This is a genomic window from Pseudomonas sp. MF09150 (assembly GCF_059862355.1).
In genome coordinates this window covers 1-20,662 of record NZ_JCBCUS010000002.1, presented here as the reverse complement: position 1 = coordinate 20,662, position 20,662 = coordinate 1, and the positions used below count along the sequence as shown (strand labels likewise).

At 63.1% G+C, this 20,662-nt stretch carries 18 protein-coding genes; 5 read left to right on the top strand and 13 right to left on the bottom strand.

Annotated elements, in window-relative coordinates; all coding sequences use genetic code 11:
* Positions 1–101 precede the first annotated feature (101 nt).
* Entirely contained in the window at positions 102–1,478 is a 1,377-nt protein-coding gene (locus AC19YX_RS09630; RefSeq protein WP_421548813.1) for an MFS transporter, read from the top strand.
* 110 nt (positions 1,479–1,588) lie between these two features.
* Here the strand turns inward: AC19YX_RS09630 and AC19YX_RS09625 are convergent, their stop codons facing one another.
* The 3 genes from AC19YX_RS09625 to AC19YX_RS09615 form a co-directional block, all read right to left on the bottom strand.
* On the bottom strand, positions 1,589–2,542 hold the full coding sequence (locus AC19YX_RS09625) for an adenosine deaminase (protein ID WP_500606149.1): 954 nt from the start codon (positions 2,540–2,542) through the stop codon (positions 1,589–1,591).
* 96 nt (positions 2,543–2,638) lie between these two features.
* A complete protein-coding gene (locus tag AC19YX_RS09620; RefSeq protein WP_078469669.1) occupies positions 2,639–3,604 on the bottom strand; it encodes a 2-oxoglutarate and iron-dependent oxygenase domain-containing protein in 966 nt (321 codons plus the stop codon).
* Positions 3,605–3,762: 158 nt separating this feature from the next.
* Positions 3,763–4,845 (bottom strand): BMP family ABC transporter substrate-binding protein, encoded by a 1,083-nt coding sequence (locus AC19YX_RS09615; RefSeq protein WP_078469699.1) that lies wholly within the window; start codon positions 4,843–4,845, stop codon positions 3,763–3,765.
* 312 nt (positions 4,846–5,157) lie between these two features.
* On the opposite strand from AC19YX_RS09615, the gene AC19YX_RS09610 reads away from it, so the two are divergent.
* Positions 5,158–6,246, top strand: coding sequence for a calcium:cation antiporter (locus AC19YX_RS09610; protein WP_500606148.1), 1,089 nt, complete (start codon positions 5,158–5,160; stop codon positions 6,244–6,246).
* 47 nt (positions 6,247–6,293) lie between these two features.
* Here AC19YX_RS09610 and AC19YX_RS09605 read toward each other — a convergent pair whose 3' ends face one another.
* From AC19YX_RS09605 to AC19YX_RS09595, 3 genes are all read right to left on the bottom strand, one after another.
* The gene (locus AC19YX_RS09605; RefSeq protein WP_201129300.1) at positions 6,294–7,652 is read right to left on the bottom strand and encodes an 8-oxoguanine deaminase; all 1,359 of its coding nucleotides are present in this window, start codon (positions 7,650–7,652) and stop codon (positions 6,294–6,296) included.
* Positions 7,653–7,831: 179 nt separating this feature from the next.
* Positions 7,832–8,518: an SDR family oxidoreductase gene (locus AC19YX_RS09600; protein WP_078469672.1), complete on the bottom strand. Its 687-nt coding sequence runs from the start codon at positions 8,516–8,518 to the stop codon at positions 7,832–7,834.
* 25 nt (positions 8,519–8,543) lie between these two features.
* Entirely contained in the window at positions 8,544–8,894 is a 351-nt protein-coding gene (locus AC19YX_RS09595) for a MerR family transcriptional regulator (RefSeq protein ID WP_078469673.1), read from the bottom strand.
* 82 nt (positions 8,895–8,976) lie between these two features.
* Here AC19YX_RS09595 and AC19YX_RS09590 point away from each other — a divergent pair, with 82 nt between their 5' ends.
* Positions 8,977–9,411 (top strand): hypothetical protein, encoded by a 435-nt coding sequence (locus tag AC19YX_RS09590; protein WP_078469674.1) that lies wholly within the window; start codon positions 8,977–8,979, stop codon positions 9,409–9,411.
* Positions 9,412–9,454: 43 nt separating this feature from the next.
* On the opposite strand, the gene AC19YX_RS09585 is transcribed toward AC19YX_RS09590, so the two are convergent.
* The 7 genes from AC19YX_RS09585 to AC19YX_RS09555 form a co-directional block, all read right to left on the bottom strand.
* On the bottom strand, positions 9,455–10,381 hold the full coding sequence (locus tag AC19YX_RS09585) for an ABC transporter permease (RefSeq protein ID WP_201129304.1): 927 nt from the start codon (positions 10,379–10,381) through the stop codon (positions 9,455–9,457).
* Positions 10,381–11,487 (bottom strand): ABC transporter permease, encoded by a 1,107-nt coding sequence (locus tag AC19YX_RS09580; protein WP_201129306.1) that lies wholly within the window; start codon positions 11,485–11,487, stop codon positions 10,381–10,383. The genes AC19YX_RS09585 and AC19YX_RS09580 overlap by 1 nt, the downstream gene beginning before the upstream one ends.
* 11 nt (positions 11,488–11,498) lie before the next feature.
* Positions 11,499–13,064 (bottom strand): ABC transporter ATP-binding protein, encoded by a 1,566-nt coding sequence (locus AC19YX_RS09575; protein ID WP_078469677.1) that lies wholly within the window; start codon positions 13,062–13,064, stop codon positions 11,499–11,501.
* Between the two features lie 552 nt (positions 13,065–13,616).
* The gene (locus AC19YX_RS09570) at positions 13,617–14,198 is read right to left on the bottom strand and encodes an IMPACT family protein (RefSeq protein ID WP_078469678.1); all 582 of its coding nucleotides are present in this window, start codon (positions 14,196–14,198) and stop codon (positions 13,617–13,619) included.
* A gap of 11 nt (positions 14,199–14,209) precedes the next feature.
* Positions 14,210–14,872 carry a TetR/AcrR family transcriptional regulator gene (locus AC19YX_RS09565; protein ID WP_020299383.1) on the bottom strand — a complete coding sequence of 221 codons (663 nt, stop codon included), beginning with the start codon at positions 14,870–14,872 and terminating at the stop codon, positions 14,210–14,212.
* A gap of 87 nt (positions 14,873–14,959) precedes the next feature.
* Positions 14,960–16,354 carry a uracil-xanthine permease family protein gene (locus tag AC19YX_RS09560; protein WP_500606147.1) on the bottom strand — a complete coding sequence of 465 codons (1,395 nt, stop codon included), beginning with the start codon at positions 16,352–16,354 and terminating at the stop codon, positions 14,960–14,962.
* 131 nt (positions 16,355–16,485) lie between these two features.
* Positions 16,486–17,406 carry a LysR family transcriptional regulator gene (locus AC19YX_RS09555; RefSeq protein WP_020299385.1) on the bottom strand — a complete coding sequence of 307 codons (921 nt, stop codon included), beginning with the start codon at positions 17,404–17,406 and terminating at the stop codon, positions 16,486–16,488.
* A gap of 125 nt (positions 17,407–17,531) precedes the next feature.
* Between AC19YX_RS09555 and aptA the strand changes: the two genes are divergently transcribed.
* On the top strand, positions 17,532–18,881 hold the full coding sequence (gene aptA, locus AC19YX_RS09550) for an omega-aminotransferase AptA (RefSeq protein WP_078469680.1): 1,350 nt from the start codon (positions 17,532–17,534) through the stop codon (positions 18,879–18,881).
* A 74-nt stretch (positions 18,882–18,955) separates the two neighbouring features.
* The gene (locus tag AC19YX_RS09545) at positions 18,956–20,449 is read left to right on the top strand and encodes a CoA-acylating methylmalonate-semialdehyde dehydrogenase (protein ID WP_078469681.1); all 1,494 of its coding nucleotides are present in this window, start codon (positions 18,956–18,958) and stop codon (positions 20,447–20,449) included.
* The last annotated feature ends 213 nt before the right edge of the window (positions 20,450–20,662 follow it).

The following is a 20,662-nucleotide window of genomic DNA, read 5'->3' as shown; positions in this document are numbered from 1 at the left end:
GGCCCGTGCGTCGTTCTCGGACGCAGCCGAGTCGCATCCAGCAATAGCCGCCAGCCTCGATCGCGCACACTCGATTGCAGACCATCAATCGGGGGCAGGCTATGAATATTCAGGGGTACAGCGCCGCAGAGCGACTGGAACGGTTGCCCATCAGTGGCTATCACCGGGTTATTTTCATCATCATTGCCCTGGCGTTTTTCTTCGACTCCATGGACCTGGCGATGATGACGTTCCTCCTGGGCTCGATCAAAACCGAGTTCGGCCTGAGTTCGGCCCAGGCCGGGCTGCTCGCCAGTTCGAGCTTTTTCGGCATGGTGGTCGGGGCGTCCCTGTCGGGAATGCTCGCCGACCGCTTCGGCCGCAAGCCGGTGTTCCAGTGGAGCATCGTGCTCTGGGGGATCGCCAGCTACCTGTGCTCCACGGCGCAGACCGTCGAGGGCCTGACGCTGTTTCGCATCCTGCTGGGGATCGGCATGGGCATGGAATTTCCAATCGCTCAATCGATGCTGTCGGAGATGATTCCGGCCAAGCGCCGCGGGCGTTACATCGCGTTGATGGACGGGTTCTGGCCCCTGGGGTTTGTTGCCGCCGGGGTGCTGTCGTACTTCCTGCTGCCGTTGATTGGCTGGCGCGATATCTTCCTGGTGCTGGCGATACCGGCGGTGTTTGTGCTGGTGATCCGCTTTTTTATTCCCGAGTCGCCGCGCTGGCTGGAGCAGGCCGGGCGACACGCCGATGCGGACCGGGTGCTGTGCGCCATCGAGGACAAAGTCCGCGCGTCGTTGCAGCGTGTCGACTTGCCCGAGCCGATTGCCTTGCCACGGGTTGCAAGTACGCCGGGCACGTTCTTTTCGGCGTTGCGCGAGATCTGGTCGCCGCTCTATCGCCAGCGCACGATGATGATCTGGAGTGTGTGGTTCTTCGCCCTGCTCGGGTTTTACGGGCTCACGTCCTGGCTCAGCGCTTTGCTGCAACAGTCGGGGTTTGCGGTCACGCAGTCGGTGTATTACACGGTGCTGATTTCCCTGGGCGGGATTCCCGGATTCTTGATGGCGGCCTGGCTGGTGGAGCGCTGGGGGCGCAAACCGGTGTGCATCGTCACCCTGTTGGGCGGCGGGGTGATGGCGTTTCTCTACGGGCAGAGCGCGGTGTTTGGCGGCAACGTCAGCCTGCTGATCGGCTCCGGGCTGTTGATGCAGTTTTTCCTGTTCGGCATGTGGGCGGTGCTCTACACCTACACCCCTGAGCTGTACCCGACATCGGCGCGGGCCACCGGCTCCGGGTTTGCTTCGGCGATCGGGCGGGTGGGCTCGTTGCTCGGGCCGTTGGTGACCGGGCTGGTGTTCCCGATCACCGGACAGGGCGGGGTGTTCGCCCTGGGTGCGCTGTGCTTCGCGATTGCCGCGGCGGTGGTCTGGCTGTTCGGCACGGAAACCCGCGGCAAAACCCTTGAGGAGTTGAGCGAAGCCACGGTGTAGCCGCTGCCGGCAGGCTGCGCTGGCCACACCAGACACCGCCCACTCACCTGACACCCCTGGCCGATCTCCCGGGCCCGCGCAGCCTCGCGGGCTCGGCAGCGGCTACCGACTTACGGTTTGACCAGGCGCGCGTCGAGGCTGTTCTGGGCCAGGCGTTTGGCTTGGTCATGGGTCATGCCGAGGTGGGTGTGCAGGGCGTGGAAGTTTTCGGTGACGTAGCCGCCGAAGTAGGCCGGGTCGTCCGAGTTCACCGTGACCTTCACCCCACGCTCGAGCATGTCGAGGATGTTGTGCTGGGACATGTGGTCGAACACGCAGAGCTTGGTGTTGGACAGCGGGCACACGGTCAGCGGGATCTGCTCGTCGATGATCCGCTGCATCAAACGCTCGTCTTCGATGGCGCGCACGCCATGGTCGATGCGCTGGATTTTCAGCAGGTCGATGGCTTCCCAGATGTATTCGGGTGGTCCTTCTTCGCCGGCGTGGGCCACGGTCAGAAAGCCTTCGTGACGCGCCCGGTCGAACACGCGCTGAAACTTGCTCGGCGGGTGACCCATTTCCGAACTGTCCAGGCCCACGGCGACAAAGGCGTCACGGAACGGCAGCGCCTGGTCCAGGGTTTTCTGCGCTTCGTCTTCGCTCAAGTGGCGCAGGAAGCTCAGGATCAGGCCGCTGGTGATACCCAGTTGCTGTTCACCATCTTTCAACGCAGCGGCGATGCCGTTGAGCACCACTTCAAACGGCACGCCACGGTCGGTGTGGGTCTGCGGGTCGAAGAAGGGCTCGGTGTGAATCACGTTCTGTGCCTTGCAGCGCAGCAGGTAGGCCCAGGTCAGGTCGTAGAAGTCCTGGGAGGTGCGCAGCACGTCCGCGCCCTGGTAATACAGGTCGAGAAACTCTTGCAGGTTGTTGAAGGCGTAGGCCTTGCGCAAGGTTTCGACGTCGCTCCACGGCAGGGCGATCTTGTTGCGTTCGGCCAGGGCGAACAGCAGCTCGGGCTCCAGCGAACCTTCAAGGTGCAAATGCAGCTCGGCCTTGGGCAGGGCGTTTAGCCAGTCGTACATGGTTCAGTCTCATCAGGTGCAGTCGGGTGCTGCGAAAAGCTCGCCATTCTACAGGCGCCCGCTGAAATATTCGGTAAAACCTGACCAAGCGGTTGCTCAGGCGCCTTCCAGCTCACGCCGGTAAGCATAGGTGTCGGCAAAGCGCGAGAGCAGGAATTCGGCGCAACTGGTGGCGGGGTATTTTGCTGGCTGTTCGGCGCTCTGGCAGCCGGGCAGGCACTCGATGCGGGTGTCGGGATGGGGCTCGGCGAAGAACGGCATCGAATAGCGATCGACTCCCAGCGGGCTGATGACCCGGTGCGGCGTCGACAGGTAACGGTCGTTGCTCCAGCGCGCCATCATGTCCCCCAGGTTGACCACGAACGTGCCCTCGATCGGCGGTGCATCGATCCATTGGCCCCGGACATTGCGCACTTGCAGGCCACCGGCGGTGTCCTGGTAGAGCAGGGTGATGCAACCGTAGTCGGTGTGTGCGCCGGCGCCTTGCTGCTCCTCGGAGCTGGCGGTGTGACGCGGCGGGTAATGGATCATCCGCAGCACACTCACCGGTTGTTCGAAGCGGCTGTCGAAGAAGTCGCGATCGATGCCCAGGGCCAGGGTCATGGCCCGCAGCAGGGTCTGGGCCAGGGCCTGCATGTCCTGGTAGTGGCGTTCCATCAGGGTTTCCCAACCAGGCAGGTCCGGGTGACGGTTGGGCCCGCGCAGGGGTTTGTCCGCCAACACCTCCGGGTGATCGGCCGGCAGGTGCAGGCCCATGTCGAAGGTTTCCTTCAAGTCGCTGGGTTTGCTCGGGTCCAGTTGCTCGGTGGCGATGGCGCCGTAGCCGCGGTGATGGCGGGTCTGGGTGATGTCGATCTTGAGCTTTTCGGCGGTGGGCAAGGCGAAGAATTGCCGGGCGCTGTCCAGCAGGTGTTCGATGCGCTGGGCGCTGATCGGGTGGCCTTTGATGTAGAAGAAGCCCCACTCGCGGCAGGCCTGGTCGATCTGTTGCGCAACGCTGTGCCAGCCTTGGGGATGATCCTGGTAGAGCGGGCTGATATCGATGACGGGCAGTTGGTTCATAAGAGGATCTGCTCCTTATTGTTCGCGATAACTGTAGCCGCTGCCGAGGCTGCGCGGGCCCTCCCATACGCCTGCACTGTCGGGAACATCTACAGTGCCTTGAGGCCAGCGTCCAAACGCTGCAAGAGCCTGCGGCAGCGGCTACAGGTTCAGAGGGGTTATTTCGGGATATCGGCTTTCATGCCTTCGACGTAGTAGTTCATCGAGGCCAGTTCGGCGTTGCTGGCGCTGACGCCAGGGCCCAGCTTTTCGACGCCGGCCTGGTCCTTGATCGGGCCGGTGAAGGGGTGGAAGGCGCCGCTCTTGATATCGGCGATGATCTGTTCGGCTTCGGTTTTGACCGGGGCCGGCACCAGGTCGCTAATGGGCAGTTCAACCGTGCCTTCCTTCAGGCCGCCCCAGTAGTCCTGCGGTTTCCAGCTGTGGTCGAGCACGCCCTGGGTGGCCTGGATGTAATGCGGGCCCCAGTTGTTGACGATGGAGGTCAGCACGGCCTTGGGCCCGAAGTGCGCCATGTCCGAGGCATAACCCACGGCGTACACACCACGACGTTCGGCGGCCTGGATCGGTGCCGGGCTGTCGGTGTGTTGGAAGATCACGTCGGCGCCCTGGTCGATCAGGGCATTGGCGGCGTCGGCTTCCTTGCCCGGGTCGAACCAGGAGTTGACCCACACCACCTTGATCTCGGTGCCCGGGTTGTATTTGTTCAGGGCCAACTGGATGGCGTTGATGTCGCGAATCACCTCCGGAATCGGGAAGGAGGCGACGTAGCCAATCTTCTTGGTCTTGGTCATCTTCGCCGCCAGGAAGCCACCGACGTAGCGCCCCTCATAGGTGCGCGCCAGGTAGGTGCCCAGGTTCTTGTCCTGCTTGTAGCCGGTGGCGTGTTCGAAGGTGACCTTGGGGAACTGCTTGGCAACCTTCAGCGTCGGGTTCATATAGCCGAAGGACGTGGTGAAGATCAGGTCGTACTTGTCCTTGGCCATATTGCGGATCACCCGCTCGGCATCAGCGCCCTCGGCGACGTTTTCCACGTAGTTGGTCTTGATCTGGTCGCCGAACTTTTCCACCAGCGCCTTGCGGCCCTGTTCATGCTGATAGGTCCAGCCGTGGTCGCCGATCGGGCCGATGTAGACGAAGCCGACTTTCAACGGATCGGCCGCGCTGGCACTCAGGCCGGTACTCAGGCCGATGGCAGCGGTCAGGGCGCACAGCAGCTTTTTCAACGGACGTTTATGCATGAATTCGAACTCCATTTTGTTGTGGGGAGGGCTGGGCTTTCAGGCTCTGACAGCCCAATGCAAATAGCTGACCAACAAGACAACAAAACGCCCGGGGCAGGTTTTACCTGGGCTGAAGGCCATGGCACGGCGGTTCGGCGGGTGGAAGATGAGGGGCGTGAAGGTGGCCCGAACAGCCCCGGGAGCCAACCCGGTGCGCTGGCCGCCCGGCATGCCAACCCCTGGTGCACTAAGGTGTAACGAAACGTTAGTGACTCGCAGCAGTCTGTAGCTCATCTCCTGTCTTTGTTTCGAATTGTGTAAAGGACTGCAATGCTCACGTCACTCAAGCAAGAAACCTTCCTGTTGCTGGCGCTGGTCGCCGCGCTGGTGGCCTATCCCCTGGAGCATGTATTGCTCAACAGTGGCCAGGGCGTGGCGCTGGGGTCCGGGCTGGTGCTGATCGGCTTTATCGTCGCCGCCTCGATGCGCGTGGCGCACCATGCCGAGCTGCTGGCGGAAAAAGTCGGCGACCCCTACGGCACCATGATCCTGACCCTGGCTGCGGTGCTGGTGGAAGTGGTGATCCTGGCGATCATGATGAGCAACGAGGCCTCGCCGACCCTGGTGCGCGACACCATCTACTCGGCGGTGATGCTCGACATCAACGGCATTCTCGGCCTGGCCGCGCTGATGGGCGGGATCAAGCACGGCGAGCAGTCGTACAACGATGATTCGGCGCGCACCTACAGCGTGATGATCCTCACCGCCATGGGCATGTCGATGGTGGTGCCGGAGTTCATTCCCGAGTCTGACTGGAAGGTCTACTCGGCCTTCACCATCGGCGCGATGGTGGTGCTCTACACATTGTTCCTGCGGATGCAGGTCGGGCCCCACAGTTACTTCTTCAGCTACAGCTACCCGCAGAAGCGCCGGGCCAAGGACCCGTCCGAGCAGGCGCCGGCGATCAACCTCGGGCTGAGCATCGGCATCCTGGTCTTTGGTGTGGTGGTGATCGGCGCGTTGGCCGAGGTGATGTCCAAGCCTCTCGACCTGGGGCTGGAAGGCACGGGGGCGCCGCCGGTGATCACGGCGATCCTGGTGGCGGCGATTTCCGCCGCACCGGAGATCCTCACTGCATTGCGCGCCGCGTTGGCCAACCGCATGCAGTCGGTGGTCAACATCGCCCTGGGAGCCTCGCTGTCGACGGTGATTCTCACGGTGCCGGTGATGGAAGCCATGGCGCTGTACACCGGCCAGCCGTTCCAGATGGCCATGACCCCGGTGCAGACCGTGATGATTTTCATCACCCTGATCGTCAGCGCGATCAACCTCAATGACGGTGAAACCAACGCCATCGAGGGCATGACTCACTTCGTGCTGTTTGCCACTTTCATCATGTTGTCGCTGCTGGGGCTGTAGCCCTTTCGCCGACCCGCCGCTTGCAGCGGGTCGGCGAAAGCCGGCGATCAGCTGCCGGCAATCAACTGCCGGGCCGCCTGGCTGTGATCGGCGATCAGGCCTTTCAGGTCGAGGCCCTCGACCTGGCCATCGACCACCCGCCACTGACCGCCGACCATTACCCGGTCCGCCCGATCAGCGCCGCACAACAGCAGCGCCGACAACGGATCGTGGCTGCCGGAAAAGCGCAGTTCATCGAGCTTGAACAGGGCCAGGTCAGCCTGTTTGCCCACCGCCAGTTCCCCGATATCACTGCGCCCAAGCAGTTGCGCCGAGCCACGGGTAGCCCAGCCCAGGACCAATTCGGGGGTGATCTTCTCGGCGCCATAACGCAAGCGTTGCAGGTACAGGGCCTGGCGGGTTTCGAGGATCATGTTCGAGGCGTCGTTGGACGCCGAGCCATCCACCCCCAGGCCCACGGGGGCGCCGGCGGCGATCAGGTCCAGGGTTGGGGCGATGCCCGAAGCCAGGCGCATGTTGGAACTCGGGCAATGGCAGATGCCGGTACCGGCGGCCCCGAGGCGGGCGATTTCATCGGGGTTGAAATGGATGCCATGGGCCAGCCAGGTGCGGGGGCCGAGCCAGCCGACGCTGTCCAGGTAGTCCACGGTACGCAGGCCGAAGCGTTGCAGGCAGAAGTCTTCTTCATCCAGGGTTTCCGCCAGGTGCGTGTGCAGGCGCACATCCAACTGTTCAGCCAATTTGGCGCTGGCGCTCATGATTTCCGGCGTCACCGAGAACGGCGAGCAGGGCGCGAGGGCGATCTGCACCTGCGCCCCGGCTCCGCGCTCGTGGTACTGCGCGATCAGGCGCTGGCTGTCATCGAGAATCACCTGCCCCTGTTGCACCGTCTGCTGTGGCGGCAGGCCACCATCGGCTTCGCCCAGGCTCATGGAGCCGCGTGTCAGCATGGCGCGCATGCCCAACTCACGGACGCTTTCGACCTGCACGTCGATGGCGTTTTCCAGGCCCTCGGGAAACAGGTAATGGTGGTCCGCCGCCGTCGTGCAGCCCGACAGCAGCAGCTCGGCCAGGGCGACCTTGGTGGCCAGGGCCAGCTTCTGTGGAGTCAGTCGGGCCCAGACCGGGTACAGGGTTTTCAACCAGGGAAACAGCGGCTGGTTGACCACCGGCGCCCAGGCGCGGGTCAGGGTTTGATAGAAATGATGGTGAGTGTTGATCAGCCCGGGCAGCAGCACATGCTCGCGGGCGTCGAAGACCTGCGCGCAGGGCGCGGACGGTTGCTGTCCGGCGCCGAGCACTTCGACGATCAGGCCGTCTTGCAGCACCAGGCCGCCACGGGCGTCGAGGGCATTGCCGGTGAAAATGGCGAGGGGGTTTTTTAACCAGGTACGGGTCGCAGGCATGGTGGCCGGCTCCTCTGAAAGTGGGTTCAGGTTAGCCAGCTCAGTGTTTTCCTGTCTGCTGATCCAGGTTCGTCGCGGGGACGAGGTGCGCAGTCTAGCGAAAGATCGAGCGCTCGACAAAACTTCTCGGCGGCGCCTTGCAGCCGCAGCCAGAGGCCACGGCTACAGCGGCTCTCGGCTTACCAGGGAATGGTTTCGCCCTTGTAGTTCACGAAGTGGTGCCCACCCTTGCCGGTGTAGGCATTGACCTGGGCGATCAGGCCTCGGGTGCTGGTTTCCACGTCGATGTCGGCGCCTTCGCCGCCCATATCGGTTTTCACCCAACCCGGGTGCAACGACAGCACGGTGAGCTTCTGCGAGCCAAGCTGGCTGACGAAACTGTTGGTCATGGAGTTGAGCGCCGCCTTGCTCGCCTTGTACAACGCCAGGTCCGGCGCGTCGGGCATGGTCACGCTGCCCAGTACCGAACTCATGAACGCCAGTACGCCGCTGCCATCGCGAATCTGCCCGGCAAAGCGCTGGGCGAGGTTGATCGGGGCCACGGCATTGGTGAAGAACAATTGGCCGACTTCGGCCAGGGTCGCCTTGCCCGGCGTCTGGTCATCCGGGCCCTTGACCCCGGCGTTGACGAACAGCAGGTCGAACACCTGGTCCTTGAGCTTCTGGTTCAGGGCGATCACGGCCTGCTGGTCATCCATGTCCAACTGTTCGATGCGCACCGCGCCCAGCGCCTGCAAGGCCTCGGCCTTGTTCGGGTTGCGCACGGTGGCGGTGACCTGCCAGCCATCTTCCAGCAGGCGCTGGACCAGGCCCAGGCCGAGGCCGCGGGAGGCGCCGATGATCAGGGCGTGTTTAGGCGTAGACATGAGTGGCTTCCTTGATAAATGAATGTCACGGATTCAATGGACAGCTTTGCCCGAGCCTTTGTTGCAGCTCCTGGCGCAGCTCGCCCAGTTCATTGATGCGGGTTTCGATCAGGGTCAGTTTGTCTCGCAGCAGTTGGCTGACGGCGCTGTCGGGGTCGGCCGCTTGCCACAGTGCGCCGACGCTGCTGCCGATCTCGCCCAGGCTAAAGCCCAGGCGCTGGGCGGTCTTGATGTAGAGCACCAGTTGCACCATTTCCGCCGGGTAGTGCCGGTAACCGTTGGCGCTGCGTTGTGCGGCGATCAGCCCGCGTTCTTCATAGAAACGCAGGGTGTCGCGGCTGACGTCGCAGGCTTGGGCGAGTTCGCCGATGCGCATGGGGATCGCTCAAGAGGGCTTGACCTTGGAGCATACTCCAGGCTTTAGCCTGCGCGCTCCTTGAATATTCGGAGCGAGTTTTATGTGGACTGCACAGCATTACCGGACACTGGTCCGCGCCAGCGGTTGGTACGACCTGCTGGTGACCGTGGCGTTTGTCACCCCCTGGAGTTTCCTGGCCCTGCACGGGCTGCTGCAAGGGCTGGCCCAGAGCTTGAACCTGCCCGGTGAATTACCGGCGTTCGAACCCGCTCATCTGTTGATGGCCAACCTGATGGGGTCGATTGTCTGCGTGTGGTCAGTGCTGCGTATCCGCGATCCGCAGCAAGCGTTCGGCCGTTATGACGCGGTGGGGCGCATCCTGTTCGCCACCTGGCAGATCTACGCCATCGCCCACGGCGCCACGGCGCTGTTGTGGGGCATTGTGTTTTTCGAACTGGCCTGGTGCATCGCGCAACTGCTGCCGGTGCAATCTAGCGAGGGAACGGGCTTCCGCTCGCCTGCGCAGCAGGCGTAAACCCTGATCCCCCAGGCTCCTGAGCTGAACGCCGTGCCCGGCTTCAATGCCCCGCCTGCCACGGCTGCCCCAGTGACACTGGGGCATACAGCCGGGTGCGCAATGCATCCCGCGACAACAGCACCAGGACCACGATGGTCGCCACATACGGCAGCATCGCCAGCAGGTTCGACGGGATCGCCAGCCCCAGCCCCTGGGCCACCAGGTGCAGGATGCTGGCGAGACCGAACAGGTAGGCGCCGAGCAGCAGGCGCCAGACCCGCCAACTGGCGAACACCACCAGGGCCAGGGCGATCCAGCCACGCCCGGCGCTCATGTTCTCGGCCCACATCGGTGTATAGGCCAACGACAGATAGGCCCCGGCCAGCCCGGCCATGGCCCCGCCAAACAGCACCGCCAGGGTACGTACCCACAGCACTGGCAGGCCCATGGCACTGGCGGCATCGGGGTTTTCGCCCACCGCCTGGATGATCAGGCCGATCCGGCTTTTGAGAATGACCCAGGCCACCAGGGCAAACAGGGCGAATGACAGGTAGACCAACAGGTCCTGGGCGAACAGCATGCGCCCGATCAACGGGATCTCGCTGAGCAGCGGGATCGCCAGGGGCTCGAAACCGGCCAGGGGCTTGCCGACCCAGGCCGCGCCGACAAAGCTCGACAGGCCCACGCCAAAGATGGTCAGGGCCAGGCCGGTGGCCACCTGGTTGGCATTGAACACCAGCGCCACCAGGGCAAACAGCGCCGACAGCAGCATCCCGGCGAGCATCGCCAGCAGCACCCCGAGCCATAGGTTGCCGCTGCTCAGGGCGACGATAAAACCGATCACCGCGCCGAACAGCATCATGCCTTCCTGGCCCAGGTTGAGGACGCCGCTTTTCTCGCAGATCAGTTCGCCCAGGGCCACCAGCAGCAACGGCGTGCCGCAACGGACCATGGCGTAGAAAATATTGCTCAGCAGATCGATATCCATCACAGGGCTCCTGCGTGCACGGAAGAGGTGGCGGCGCGGCGGGCCCAGCGCAGGTTCAGGCGTGGCCGATAGAGAATCAGCACATCACTGGCCAGCAGAAAGAACAGCATCATGCCCTGGAACAATTGGGTGATGGCCTGGGGCAGGTTGAGGCTCATTTGCGCGCTTTCGCCGCCGATGTACAGCAGGGCCATCAGCAGGCTGGAGAACAGAATGCCGATCGGGTTCAAGCGCCCGAGAAAGGCCACGGTGATCGCCGCATAGCCGTAACCCGGGGATACCTGCGGCACCAGTTGGCCGATCGGCCCGGTGACCTCGCAGACCCCGGCCAGCCCCGCAAGCCCGCCGCTGATCAACAGCGCGAGCCAGATCAGGCGCTTCTCGCGAAAGCCGACAAAGCCGGCAGCGCGCGGGTCCAGGCCGAGCACCTTGATCTGAAATCCGACAAAGCTCTTTTGCAGCAGCACCCAGACCGCCACCAGGGCCAGCAGGGCGAAATACACCCCGGCGTGGACCCGGCCATCGTCGAGCAGCAGCGGCAGGCGGCTGGCGTCGCCGAACATCGCCGATTGCGGAAAGTTGAACCCTTCCGGGTCCTTGAGCGGGCCGTGGACGAAGTACAGCAAAAGGTTGAGGGCGATGTAGTTGAGCATGATGCTGGTGAGGATTTCATTGGCGTTGAAGCGCGTGCGCAGCCAGGCCGTGAGCCCGGCCCAGGCGGCGCCGGCCAGGGTCCCGGTGAGCAGGATCAGCACCAGCGCCCAGCGGCTTTGCATATCGATGATGTTCACCGCCAGGGCACTGCCGGCCAGGGCGCCGAGCAGCAGTTGGCCTTCGGCGCCGATGTTCCAGATCCGCGCCCGGTAGGCCACGGCCAGGCCCAGGGCGCAGAGCAGAATCGGCAAGGCCTTGACCAGCAATTCCGAGACGCCGTAGAGGTCGCTGATGGGGGCGATCAACAGCGTGTGCAGGGTCAGCAGCGGGTCATGGCCCAGGGCAATAAATAGCAGCGAGCCGCAGCTCAGGGTCAAGGCCGCCGCCAGCAGCGGCGAGCACCAGAGCATCAGGCGCGATTGCTGGCCACGGGGTTCGAGAGAAAGCAGCATGGGAAACTCCGTCAAAGCGCCGGGGCGGTTGGGTGGCAGGGTGCGTCGAACTGGCCGGCCATCCAGCCGCCCACTTCCACCAAGGTGGTGTCGCCGGTGGCTTTGAGCGCCGACAGGCGGCCGCTGCACAGGGCGCCGAGGCGGTCGCTGATCTGGAATAGTTCATCGAGGTCTTCGGAGATCACCAGGATCGCCGCCCCCGCATCGCGCAGGGCAATCAGCGCGCGGTGGATGGTGGCGGCGGCGCCGACGTCGACGCCCCAGGTCGGGTGCGCGGCAATCAGCAGCCGGGGTTGCTGGAGAATTTCCCGGCCCAGGATGAATTTCTGCAGATTGCCCCCCGACAGGCTGCGCGCCGGGGTCTGGGCGTCGGGTGTTTTGACCCCGAAACGCTGGATGATCTGCTGGGCCAGGGCTTGCACCTTGTCGCGCTGGATCAGGCCATGGCTGACCAGGCCTTGCTGGAAGGCGGTCAGCAGGGCGTTGTCCGCCAGGCTCAATTCCGGCACCGCACCATGGCCCAGGCGCTCGGCGGGGACGAATGCCAGGCCCAGGGCGCGGCGCGCATCGGGCCGCAAGTGGGCCACGGCGTGCTCGGCAAAGCAGATGCGCTGGCTGTCCGCGCGGGGCAATGTCTGTTCGCCGCTGAGCAACGCTAGCAGTTCGTCCTGGCCATTGCCCGCGACCCCGGCAATGCCGACGATTTCACCGCTGCGCACCTCCAGGTCCAGGCCTTGCAACGAGCAGCCGAACGGGTCGGGGTTGTGCCACGCAAGGTTCTGCACCCGCAGGAAGGCCGGGCCACCGCTGACTTTCGGGTAGTGGGCGAGCAATCCCGCGGCCTCGCCGACCATCAACTGCGCCAGTTGCTGGTCCGAGCAGTCGGCCGGCACGCAATGCCCGGCCACCCGTCCGCCGCGCAGCACCGTGGCGCTGTGGCACAGGGCACGGACCTCGCCGAGTTTGTGGCTGATAAACAAAATGCTGCAGCCTTCGCTGGCCAGGCGGCGCAAGGTCACGAACAACTCGTCGGCCTCCTGCGGGGTCAGGACCGAGGTCGGCTCGTCGAGAATCAATAGGCGGATGTCCTGCATCAGGCAACGAATGATCTCCACCCGCTGACGTTCACCCATCGACAGGCTGTGCACCAGACGGTCCGGTTCCAGGGCCATGCCATAGCGCTGCGAGACTTCGCGGATCTTCGGTTCCAGCGCTTTCGGCGTACCCGCCTTGGCACCCATGGCCAGGGCAATGTTCTGCGCCACGCTGAGGGTTTCGAACAGCGAGAAATGCTGGAACACCATGCCGATCCCCAGGCTCCGTGCCTGGGCCGGGTTGCGCATGAGCTGGCGTTGTCCTTGCCACAGCAGTTCTCCGGAGTCGGCCTGGGTCACGCCGTAGATAATCTTCATCAGGGTGCTTTTACCGGCGCCGTTTTCACCCAGCAGGGCGTGGATTTCACCGGGCTGGATGCTCAGGTCGATGGCGTCGTTGGCCAGGCAACCGGGGTAGCGCTTGCTGATTCGGCGCAGTTGCAGGCGAGGCGTTGGATCAGGGACGGGCACGGGGTTTGGCATGACGGACTCGGGTCGCTTGGCGTTATGCCTGTGGATAAAGCAATTTCCTGGCCAGTGAGTCAGGAAACCGCCAAAAAGCTCAGCGGGCTGCGGCTGCGTGCACCTTGGCGGGATTTATTGCAGGCCGCGGCGGCACCACTTCGGGGCAAGTGGCTGAAAAAGGCGGCGGGGCGCGAAAACTTTCCTGATCAAAAAACAGTCAGGCGTCTGCGAGCCAGGAGGGATATGGGGTTGGCGCAGCGTTGCACGGGTTATCCACAGCTTGCTCCACAGTATTTGTGTGCAAGCGCTGCGCGCGGGCATAAGCGTCGAGGGGCTTTGTTCCAAAGGCGATAAACCGGCCTAAGCCGCTGTTTTGCTGTGGAAAAAAGCATATCAGTCGCGGATTGGACAAAAACTGAACAACCTCCGCAAAGCCACGTTACAGAAGGGTTACAGCCGGATGTGCCCAGTTTATCCACAGCCGGGTGCACAGCAGATGTGGGCAAGTTCGGAGCGGCGCAAAAGGTTGTGCACAGGTGGGCGAGGCGGTGCCGGGCCGTCTTGGTGCAATCAGCGCTGCAAGAGGATGCGTCCGCGGCTCAAATCCGCCAGCTGGTTTTGCAGGGTGTCGAGTTGCGCCTCGCCCAGTGCCAGTTGCAACTCCACGCCATTGGCGGTGAAGTTTTCGGCAACCACCAGGCCACCCAGTTCCGCAACCCGCAGCTTGACCAGTGCCAACTCGCTGAACGCGCAGGCGCAGTGCACCGGCACGCGCTTGATCAGCTCGATGCGTTCGGCGCCTTGCAGGCACTTGTTGGCGCCCCCGCCGTAGGCCCGGGCCAGGCCGCCGGTGCCGAGCTGGATACCGCCGTACCAGCGGATCACCAGCACCGCCACCTGATCACAATCCTGAGCCTCGATGGCCGCCAGGATCGGCCGCCCCGCGGTGCCGCCGGGTTCGCCGTCGTCACTGCTGCGGTACTGGTCGGCCAGCTTCCAGGCCCAGCAATTATGGGAGGCATTGAGGTCGCTGTGTTGCTCGATAAAGGCCTGGGCCTGAGCCGCGCTGGTGATAGGCGCGGCGAGGGCGATAAAGCGGCTTTTGCGAATCTCTTCGCGGTACTCGCAAAGGCCGGCAAGGGTAAAGGGCATGCGCAGGTTTCTTAGATGACGGGCTTGAGGCCGCAGCCTTTGAGGATGATGCGGATCAGGTTGTTGCCGGCGTCTTCCATGTCTTGCTTGGTCAGTTTGCTGCGTCCGGTGACGCGGCAGATCTGGGTGGCGAAGTCGGCGTAGTGCTGGGTGCTGCCCCACAGCAGGAAAATCAGGTGCACCGGGTCCACCGGGTCCATCTTGCCGGCGTCGATCCAGGCCTGGAACACCGCGGCACGGCCCTGGAACCAGGCGCGATAGTCCTGGCTGAAATATTCGCTCAGGCATTCGCCGCCGCTGATGATTTCCATGGCGAAGATCCGCGAGGCCTGGGGTTGGCGACGCGAGAATTCCATCTTGGCGCGGATGTAGCGGGTCAGGGCTTCGGTGGGATCGTCATCGGCGTTCAGGGCGTTGAAGGTGCTGTCCCACAACTCGATGATGTTGCTCAGCACGGCGATGTACAGGCCAAGCTTGTTGGTGAAGTAGTAATGCAGATTCGCCTTGGGCAGCCCGGCATTCTGGGCAATGGTGTTCATGCTGGTGCCTTTGAAACCATGACGGGCGAACTCGTCTTCGGCGGCCTTGATGATCGCCTCTTCGTTCTTTTGACGAATGCGGCTGGCGGGTTTTCCGGAGTGAGCACCGGCGTGGGCAGGGACTTCAAGGGTCATAGGCATTTCCGAGCGGGTCTGTGGGTGCAACCAGTGCGTTGATAGCGCACCCACAGGCATCAGACAAGCCTTATGGCCATAAAAGCCTTAAAGCGGTTCCAGGGTCTCGCTTTCCAGGGCCGGTTTTGTGTCACGGGCATCGCGGGAGGTTTCCGGCAGCAGCAGGCACATGATCAGCGCAGTCAGGCCGCCGCTGGTGATCGCCGAGTCGAACAGGTTTTGCACCAGCTTGGGCAGCAGGTGCAGCAGGTTGGGCTGCGCGGCGATGCCCAGGCCCACGCCAAACGAGGTGGCGATGATCAGCATGCTGCGCCGGTCCAGCGGCGCCTGGGCCAGGATGCGCACACCAGCGGCGGCCACGCTGCCGAACATTACCAGGGTTGCGCCGCCCAGCACCGGCTTGGGAATCTGCTGCAACACCGCGCCAATCAGCGGGAACAACCCCAGGCAGAACAGCACCAGGCCGATGTACAGGCCGACGTAGCGGCTGGCCACGCCGGTCAACTGGATCACCCCGTTGTTCTGGGCAAAGGTGGTGTTGGGAAAGGCACTGAAGGTGGCGGCGATCATGCAACTGACGCCATCCCCCAGGACCCCGCCCTTGAGCCGGCTTATATAAGAAGGGCCGCTGATGGGCTGGCGGGCGAGCATGCAGTTGGCCGTGAGGTCGCCCACGGTTTCGATGGTGCTGATGAGGTAGATCAGGGCCACCGGCAGAAAGGCGCTCCAGTCGAAATTGAACCCGAACTTGAACGGGATCGGCAGGCTTACCAGCGGCAGGTCGGGCAGGGGCTGGGGCACCAGCTTGCCGCTGAACCAGGCCGCCACGCAGCCCAGGGCCAGGCCGATGATGATGGCTGAAAGGCGGATCCACGGGGTATTGGAGCGGTTGAGCAGGATGATGGTCAGCAGCACGAACAGACCCAGTGCCAGGTTGCCCGGCGCGCCGAAGTCTGCGGCATTGAAGCCGCCTCCCAGGTCAGTGATGCCGACCTTGATCAGGCTGATGCCGATCAGGGTGATGACGATGCCGGTCACCAGCGGGGTGATCACCCGGCGCAGCTGGCCGATAAAACGGCTGAGTACGATCTGCACCAGTGCGCCGAAAAAGCACACGCCGAAGATCATCGCCAGGATGTCTTCCGGGCTGCCACCGCGCTGTTTGACCAGAAACCCGGCCGAAAGCACGGCGCCAAGGAAGGCGAAGCTGGTGCCTTGCAGGCAGATCATCCCGGCACCGATGCCGAACGGACGGCGCGCCTGGATAAAGGTCCCGACCCCGGACACCATCAGCGCCATGCTGATCAGGTAGGGCAGGTGGGCCGTCAGGCCCAGGGCCGAGCCGATCACCAGCAGCGGAGTGATGATGCCGACAAAACTCGCCAGCACATGCTGCAACGCGGCAAGCAGGGCCGCCAGGGGTTTGGGGCGATCATCGAGGCCGTAGATCAGATCGTTGGGGGTGGACGATTGTTCTTGCATGGGCGTGGAACTCTGGGCTGACGGTTCAAGGTCTCCATGCCCTGCAAAAAGCTGTCCAGGTGCTCAGGTTATTTTTCCGTATGGCTGCCGGTGCCCAATGGATACGGGTTTCGCGTGGGGGCTAATGATCTTCAGCGAGTGGCCGCCAGGCTCTCGAGAAAGCTTTCAAGCACCAGATGGGGGCGTCGGCCCTTGCGCGTGACCGATGCCAGGCTCAGGTCATAGAAGCGCGAAGCGGGCTTGAGTGCACGCAGCCGCCCCTGTTGCACCCAGAGTTGAGCGTAATGGTCCGGCAGGTAGCCGATGTAACGCCCGGTGAGAATCAGGAACGCCATGCCTTCGCGGTCCGACGCGCTGGCGGTGCAATTGAGTGCCTGGTAATGGGCCTGGATCTCCCCCGGCAGGCGGAAGGTCGGGGCGATGGCGTCTTGATCGTTGAGGCGCGCATCCTCGAGCTTTTTATCGTCGACATAAAACAGCGGATGGCCGACCGCGCAGTAGAGCAGCGAACGCTCGCTGTACAGCGGCTGGTATTCAAGACCGGACAAGGCGCTGGCCTGGGGCACCACGCCGACATGCAGGCGGCCGTCGAGTACGCCCTGCTCGACTTCGTTGGGGGCGATCATGCGGATCTGGATTTGCACGTCGGGCCCGCGCTCCTTCAACTGCGCCAGGGCGTGGGTGATGCGCATGTGGGGCAGGGTCACCAGGTTATCGGTCAGGCCGATGATCAATTCACCGCGCAGGTGGCGGTGCAGGCCGTTGACCTCGGTGCGGAAACTTTCCAGGGCACTCAACAGTTGCAAGGCCGACTGATAGACCTCGCGGCCCTCTTCGGTCAGCGAGAACCCCGCGCGTCCGCGTTGACACAGGCGCAGGCCGAGGCGTTGCTCCAGATCGCTCATCTGCTGGCTGATGGCCGAGCGCCCGATCCCGAGTACGGTCTCTGCCGCAGAGAATCCGCCACATTCGACCACGCTGCGAAAGATCCGCAGCAGGCGGATATCAAAGTCGCTGACTTGGGCCAGCGGATCGGCTCGACGGCTGCTCATAGTTTAGTAAGGGCCTGACTGAAGGTTATAAAAGTTGGATTTCACAGACTTTATAGCCGTGGCAACTTAGCTGCAACAACGCTTTTGGCTTCCTACGCCGCTTATTGCCCCGCGAGGTTTTGCTCATGAACATGCCTGAAAACGCTCCAGCTTCCCTGGCCAGCCAGCTCAAGCTCGATGCTCACTGGATGCCGTACACCGCCAACCGCAACTTCCAGCGCGACCCACGGCTGATCGTTGCTGCAGAAGGCAGCTACCTGATCGACGACAAGGGGCGCAAGGTTTACGACTCCCTGTCCGGTCTGTGGACCTGCGGCGCTGGTCACACGCGCAAGGAAATCCAGGAAGCCGTTTCCAAGCAACTGGGCACCCTCGACTACTCGCCAGGCTTCCAGTACGGCCACCCGCTGTCGTTCCAGTTGGCCGAAAAAATCACCGACCTGACTCCGGGCAACCTGAACCACGTGTTCTTCACCGACTCGGGCTCGGAATGTGCCGATACCGCAGTGAAGATGGTGCGTGCCTACTGGCGCCTGAAAGGCCAGTCGACCAAGACCAAGATGATCGGTCGCGCCCGTGGCTATCACGGGGTGAACATCGCCGGCACCAGCCTCGGTGGGGTCAACGGCAACCGCAAGCTGTTCGGCCAGTCGATGATGGACGTCGACCACCTGCCGCACACCCTGTTGGCCAGCAACGCTTTTTCCCGTGGCATGCCGGAGCAGGGCGGCATAGCCCTGGCCGATGAGCTGCTGAAATTGATCGAACTGCACGACGCCTCGAATATCGCGGCGGTGTTCGTCGAGCCGATGGCCGGTTCCGCCGGTGTCCTAGTGCCGCCGCAGGGTTACCTCAAGCGCCTGCGTGAGATCTGCGATCAGCACAGCATCCTGCTGGTGTTCGACGAAGTGATCACCGGCTTCGGTCGTACCGGCTCGATGTTCGGCGCCGACAGCTTCGGCGTGACCCCGGACCTGATGTGCATCGCCAAGCAAGTCACCAACGGCGCGATCCCGATGGGCGCAGTGATTGCCAGCTCCGAGATCTACCAGACCTTCATGAACCAGGCGACGCCCGAGTACGCAGTGGAATTCCCCCACGGCTATACCTATTCGGCTCACCCGGTGGCCTGCGCGGCCGGCCTGGCGGCACTCGATCTGCTGCAGAAGGAAAACCTGGTGCAGAGCGTGGCCGAGGTTGCGCCGCATTTCGAGAATGCCCTGCACGGTATCAAGGGCTCGAAAAACGTGATCGACATTCGCAACTACGGCCTGGCCGGTGCGATCCAGATCGCCCCGCGCGATGGCGATGCGATTGTCCGTCCATTCGAAGCCGGCATGGCCCTGTGGAAGGCCGGGTTCTACGTGCGCTTTGGCGGCGACACCCTGCAGTTCGGCCCAACTTTCAACAGCAAGCCGCAGGACCTGGATCGCCTGTTCGACGCGGTCGGCGAAGTGCTGAACAAGATCGACTGATTCGCCCTTCTATATAGAACACTGATCAGGCGCGCAGCGATGGGCGCCTGTGGACAACTTTTCAGGAGCCCTGCATGAGCCTTATCCAGCATTTGATCAACGGCGAACTGGTGACCGACAACGGTCGCAGCGCTGATGTCTTCAACCCGTCCACTGGCCAAGTGATCCACCAGGTGCCGCTGGCCAGCCGTGAAACCATGCAAGTCGCCATCGACTCGGCCAAGGCTGCGTTCCCGGCCTGGCGCAACACGCCACCGGCCAAACGCGCCCAGGTGATGTTCCGTTTCAAGCAACTGCTGGAGCAGAACGAGGCGCGGATCTCCCAACTGATCAGCGAAGAGCACGGCAAGACCCTGGAAGACGCCGCCGGTGAACTGAAGCGCGGTATCGAGAACGTCGAGTACGCGTGCTCTGCTCCGGAAATTCTCAAGGGCGAGTACAGCCGCAACGTCGGCCCGAACATCGATGCCTGGTCCGACTTCCAGCCTCTGGGCGTGGTGGCCGGTATCACCCCGTTCAACTTCCCAGCCATGGTGCCGCTGTGGATGTACCCGCTGGCGATCGTCTGCGGTAACTGCTTCATCCTCAAACCCTCGGAACGTGACCCAAGCTCGACGTTGCTGATCGCCCAACTGCTGCTGGAAGCCGGTCTGCCTAAAGGTGTGCTGAGTGTGGTGCACGGCGACAAGGGCGCAGTGGATGCGCTGATTGAGGCGCCGGAAGTCAAAGCGTTGAGTTTCGTCGGTTCGACGCCGATTGCCGAGTACATCTATTCCGAAGCCACCAAGCGCGGCAAACGCGTTCAGGCGCTGGGCGGGGCGAAGAACCATGCGGTGCTGATGCCGGATGCCGACCTGGATAACGCAGTAAGTGCGCTGATGGGCGCGGCTTATGGTTCCTGCGGTGAGCGCTGCATGGCGATCTCCGTGGCCGTGTGTGTCGGCGACCAGGTGGCGGACGCCCTGATTGCCAAGCTGGTGCCGCAGATCAAGGCGCTGAAAATCGGTGCCGGCACTTCGTGTGGCCTGGACATGGGGCCCCTGGTCTCCGCCCAGGCGCGGGACAAGGTCAGTGGCTATATAGAAGACGGCGTATCGTCGGGCGCCAAACTGGTGGTCGATGGTCGTGGCCTGAGTGTGGCGGGTAACGAAGACGGATTCTTCCTGGGTGGCTGCCTGTTTGATCGGGTGACCCCGCAGATGCGCATCTATAAAGAAGAGATCTTCGGCCCGGTACTGTGCGTGGTCCGGGTCAACAGCCTGGAAGACGCCATGCAACTGATCAACGATCACGAGTATGGCAACGGCACGTGCATCTTCACCCGCGACGGTGAAGCGGCGCGCCTGTTCTGCGATGAGATCGAAGTGGGCATGGTGGGTGTCAACGTACCGCTGCCGGTGCCGGTGGCCTACCACAGCTTTGGCGGCTGGAAGCGTTCGCTGTTCGGTGACCTGCATGCCTATGGCCCGGATGGTGTGCGCTTCTATACCCGTCGCAAGGCCATTACCCAGCGCTGGCCGCAACGCGCGAGCCACGAAGCCTCGCAATTCGCCTTCCCTAGCTTGTAAGTAGAAAGGTAAAAGGCCGGCCCCACAGGGGCCGGCCTTTGCTTTTAAGGGCTTTTTTGATCGATATGACAGAATTGTGAAATTAAGGGTTGACGGCAGATTCTGGAAGTCTATAATTCGCCCCACTTCCGGCGCAGTCGAAACGGAAAACTCCTTGGTAAACAAAGAGTTACGCGGTTTTCGACAGCGAGCTGCTTCAGATCATCGAAGCCC

Excerpts from the sequence above, each read along its gene's own strand:
- AC19YX_RS09630 (WP_421548813.1), top strand. The coding sequence starts at position 102 with ATGAATATTCAGGGGTACAGCGCCGCAGAGCGACTGGAACGGTTGCCC.
- AC19YX_RS09625 (WP_500606149.1), bottom strand. The coding sequence starts at position 2,542 with ATGTACGACTGGCTAAACGCCCTGCCCAAGGCCGAGCTGCATTTGCAC.
- AC19YX_RS09620 (WP_078469669.1), bottom strand. The coding sequence starts at position 3,604 with ATGAACCAACTGCCCGTCATCGATATCAGCCCGCTCTACCAGGATCAT.
- AC19YX_RS09615 (WP_078469699.1), bottom strand. The coding sequence starts at position 4,845 with ATGCATAAACGTCCGTTGAAAAAGCTGCTGTGCGCCCTGACCGCTGCC.
- AC19YX_RS09610 (WP_500606148.1), top strand. The coding sequence starts at position 5,158 with ATGCTCACGTCACTCAAGCAAGAAACCTTCCTGTTGCTGGCGCTGGTC.
- AC19YX_RS09605 (WP_201129300.1), bottom strand. The coding sequence starts at position 7,652 with ATGCCTGCGACCCGTACCTGGTTAAAAAACCCCCTCGCCATTTTCACC.
- AC19YX_RS09600 (WP_078469672.1), bottom strand. The coding sequence starts at position 8,518 with ATGTCTACGCCTAAACACGCCCTGATCATCGGCGCCTCCCGCGGCCTC.
- AC19YX_RS09595 (WP_078469673.1), bottom strand. The coding sequence starts at position 8,894 with ATGCGCATCGGCGAACTCGCCCAAGCCTGCGACGTCAGCCGCGACACC.
- AC19YX_RS09590 (WP_078469674.1), top strand. The coding sequence starts at position 8,977 with ATGTGGACTGCACAGCATTACCGGACACTGGTCCGCGCCAGCGGTTGG.
- AC19YX_RS09585 (WP_201129304.1), bottom strand. The coding sequence starts at position 10,381 with ATGGATATCGATCTGCTGAGCAATATTTTCTACGCCATGGTCCGTTGC.
- AC19YX_RS09580 (WP_201129306.1), bottom strand. The coding sequence starts at position 11,487 with ATGCTGCTTTCTCTCGAACCCCGTGGCCAGCAATCGCGCCTGATGCTC.
- AC19YX_RS09575 (WP_078469677.1), bottom strand. The coding sequence starts at position 13,064 with ATGCCAAACCCCGTGCCCGTCCCTGATCCAACGCCTCGCCTGCAACTG.
- AC19YX_RS09570 (WP_078469678.1), bottom strand. The coding sequence starts at position 14,198 with ATGCCCTTTACCCTTGCCGGCCTTTGCGAGTACCGCGAAGAGATTCGC.
- AC19YX_RS09565 (WP_020299383.1), bottom strand. The coding sequence starts at position 14,872 with ATGACCCTTGAAGTCCCTGCCCACGCCGGTGCTCACTCCGGAAAACCC.
- AC19YX_RS09560 (WP_500606147.1), bottom strand. The coding sequence starts at position 16,354 with ATGCAAGAACAATCGTCCACCCCCAACGATCTGATCTACGGCCTCGAT.
- AC19YX_RS09555 (WP_020299385.1), bottom strand. The coding sequence starts at position 17,406 with ATGAGCAGCCGTCGAGCCGATCCGCTGGCCCAAGTCAGCGACTTTGAT.
- aptA (WP_078469680.1), top strand. The coding sequence starts at position 17,532 with ATGAACATGCCTGAAAACGCTCCAGCTTCCCTGGCCAGCCAGCTCAAG.
- AC19YX_RS09545 (WP_078469681.1), top strand. The coding sequence starts at position 18,956 with ATGAGCCTTATCCAGCATTTGATCAACGGCGAACTGGTGACCGACAAC.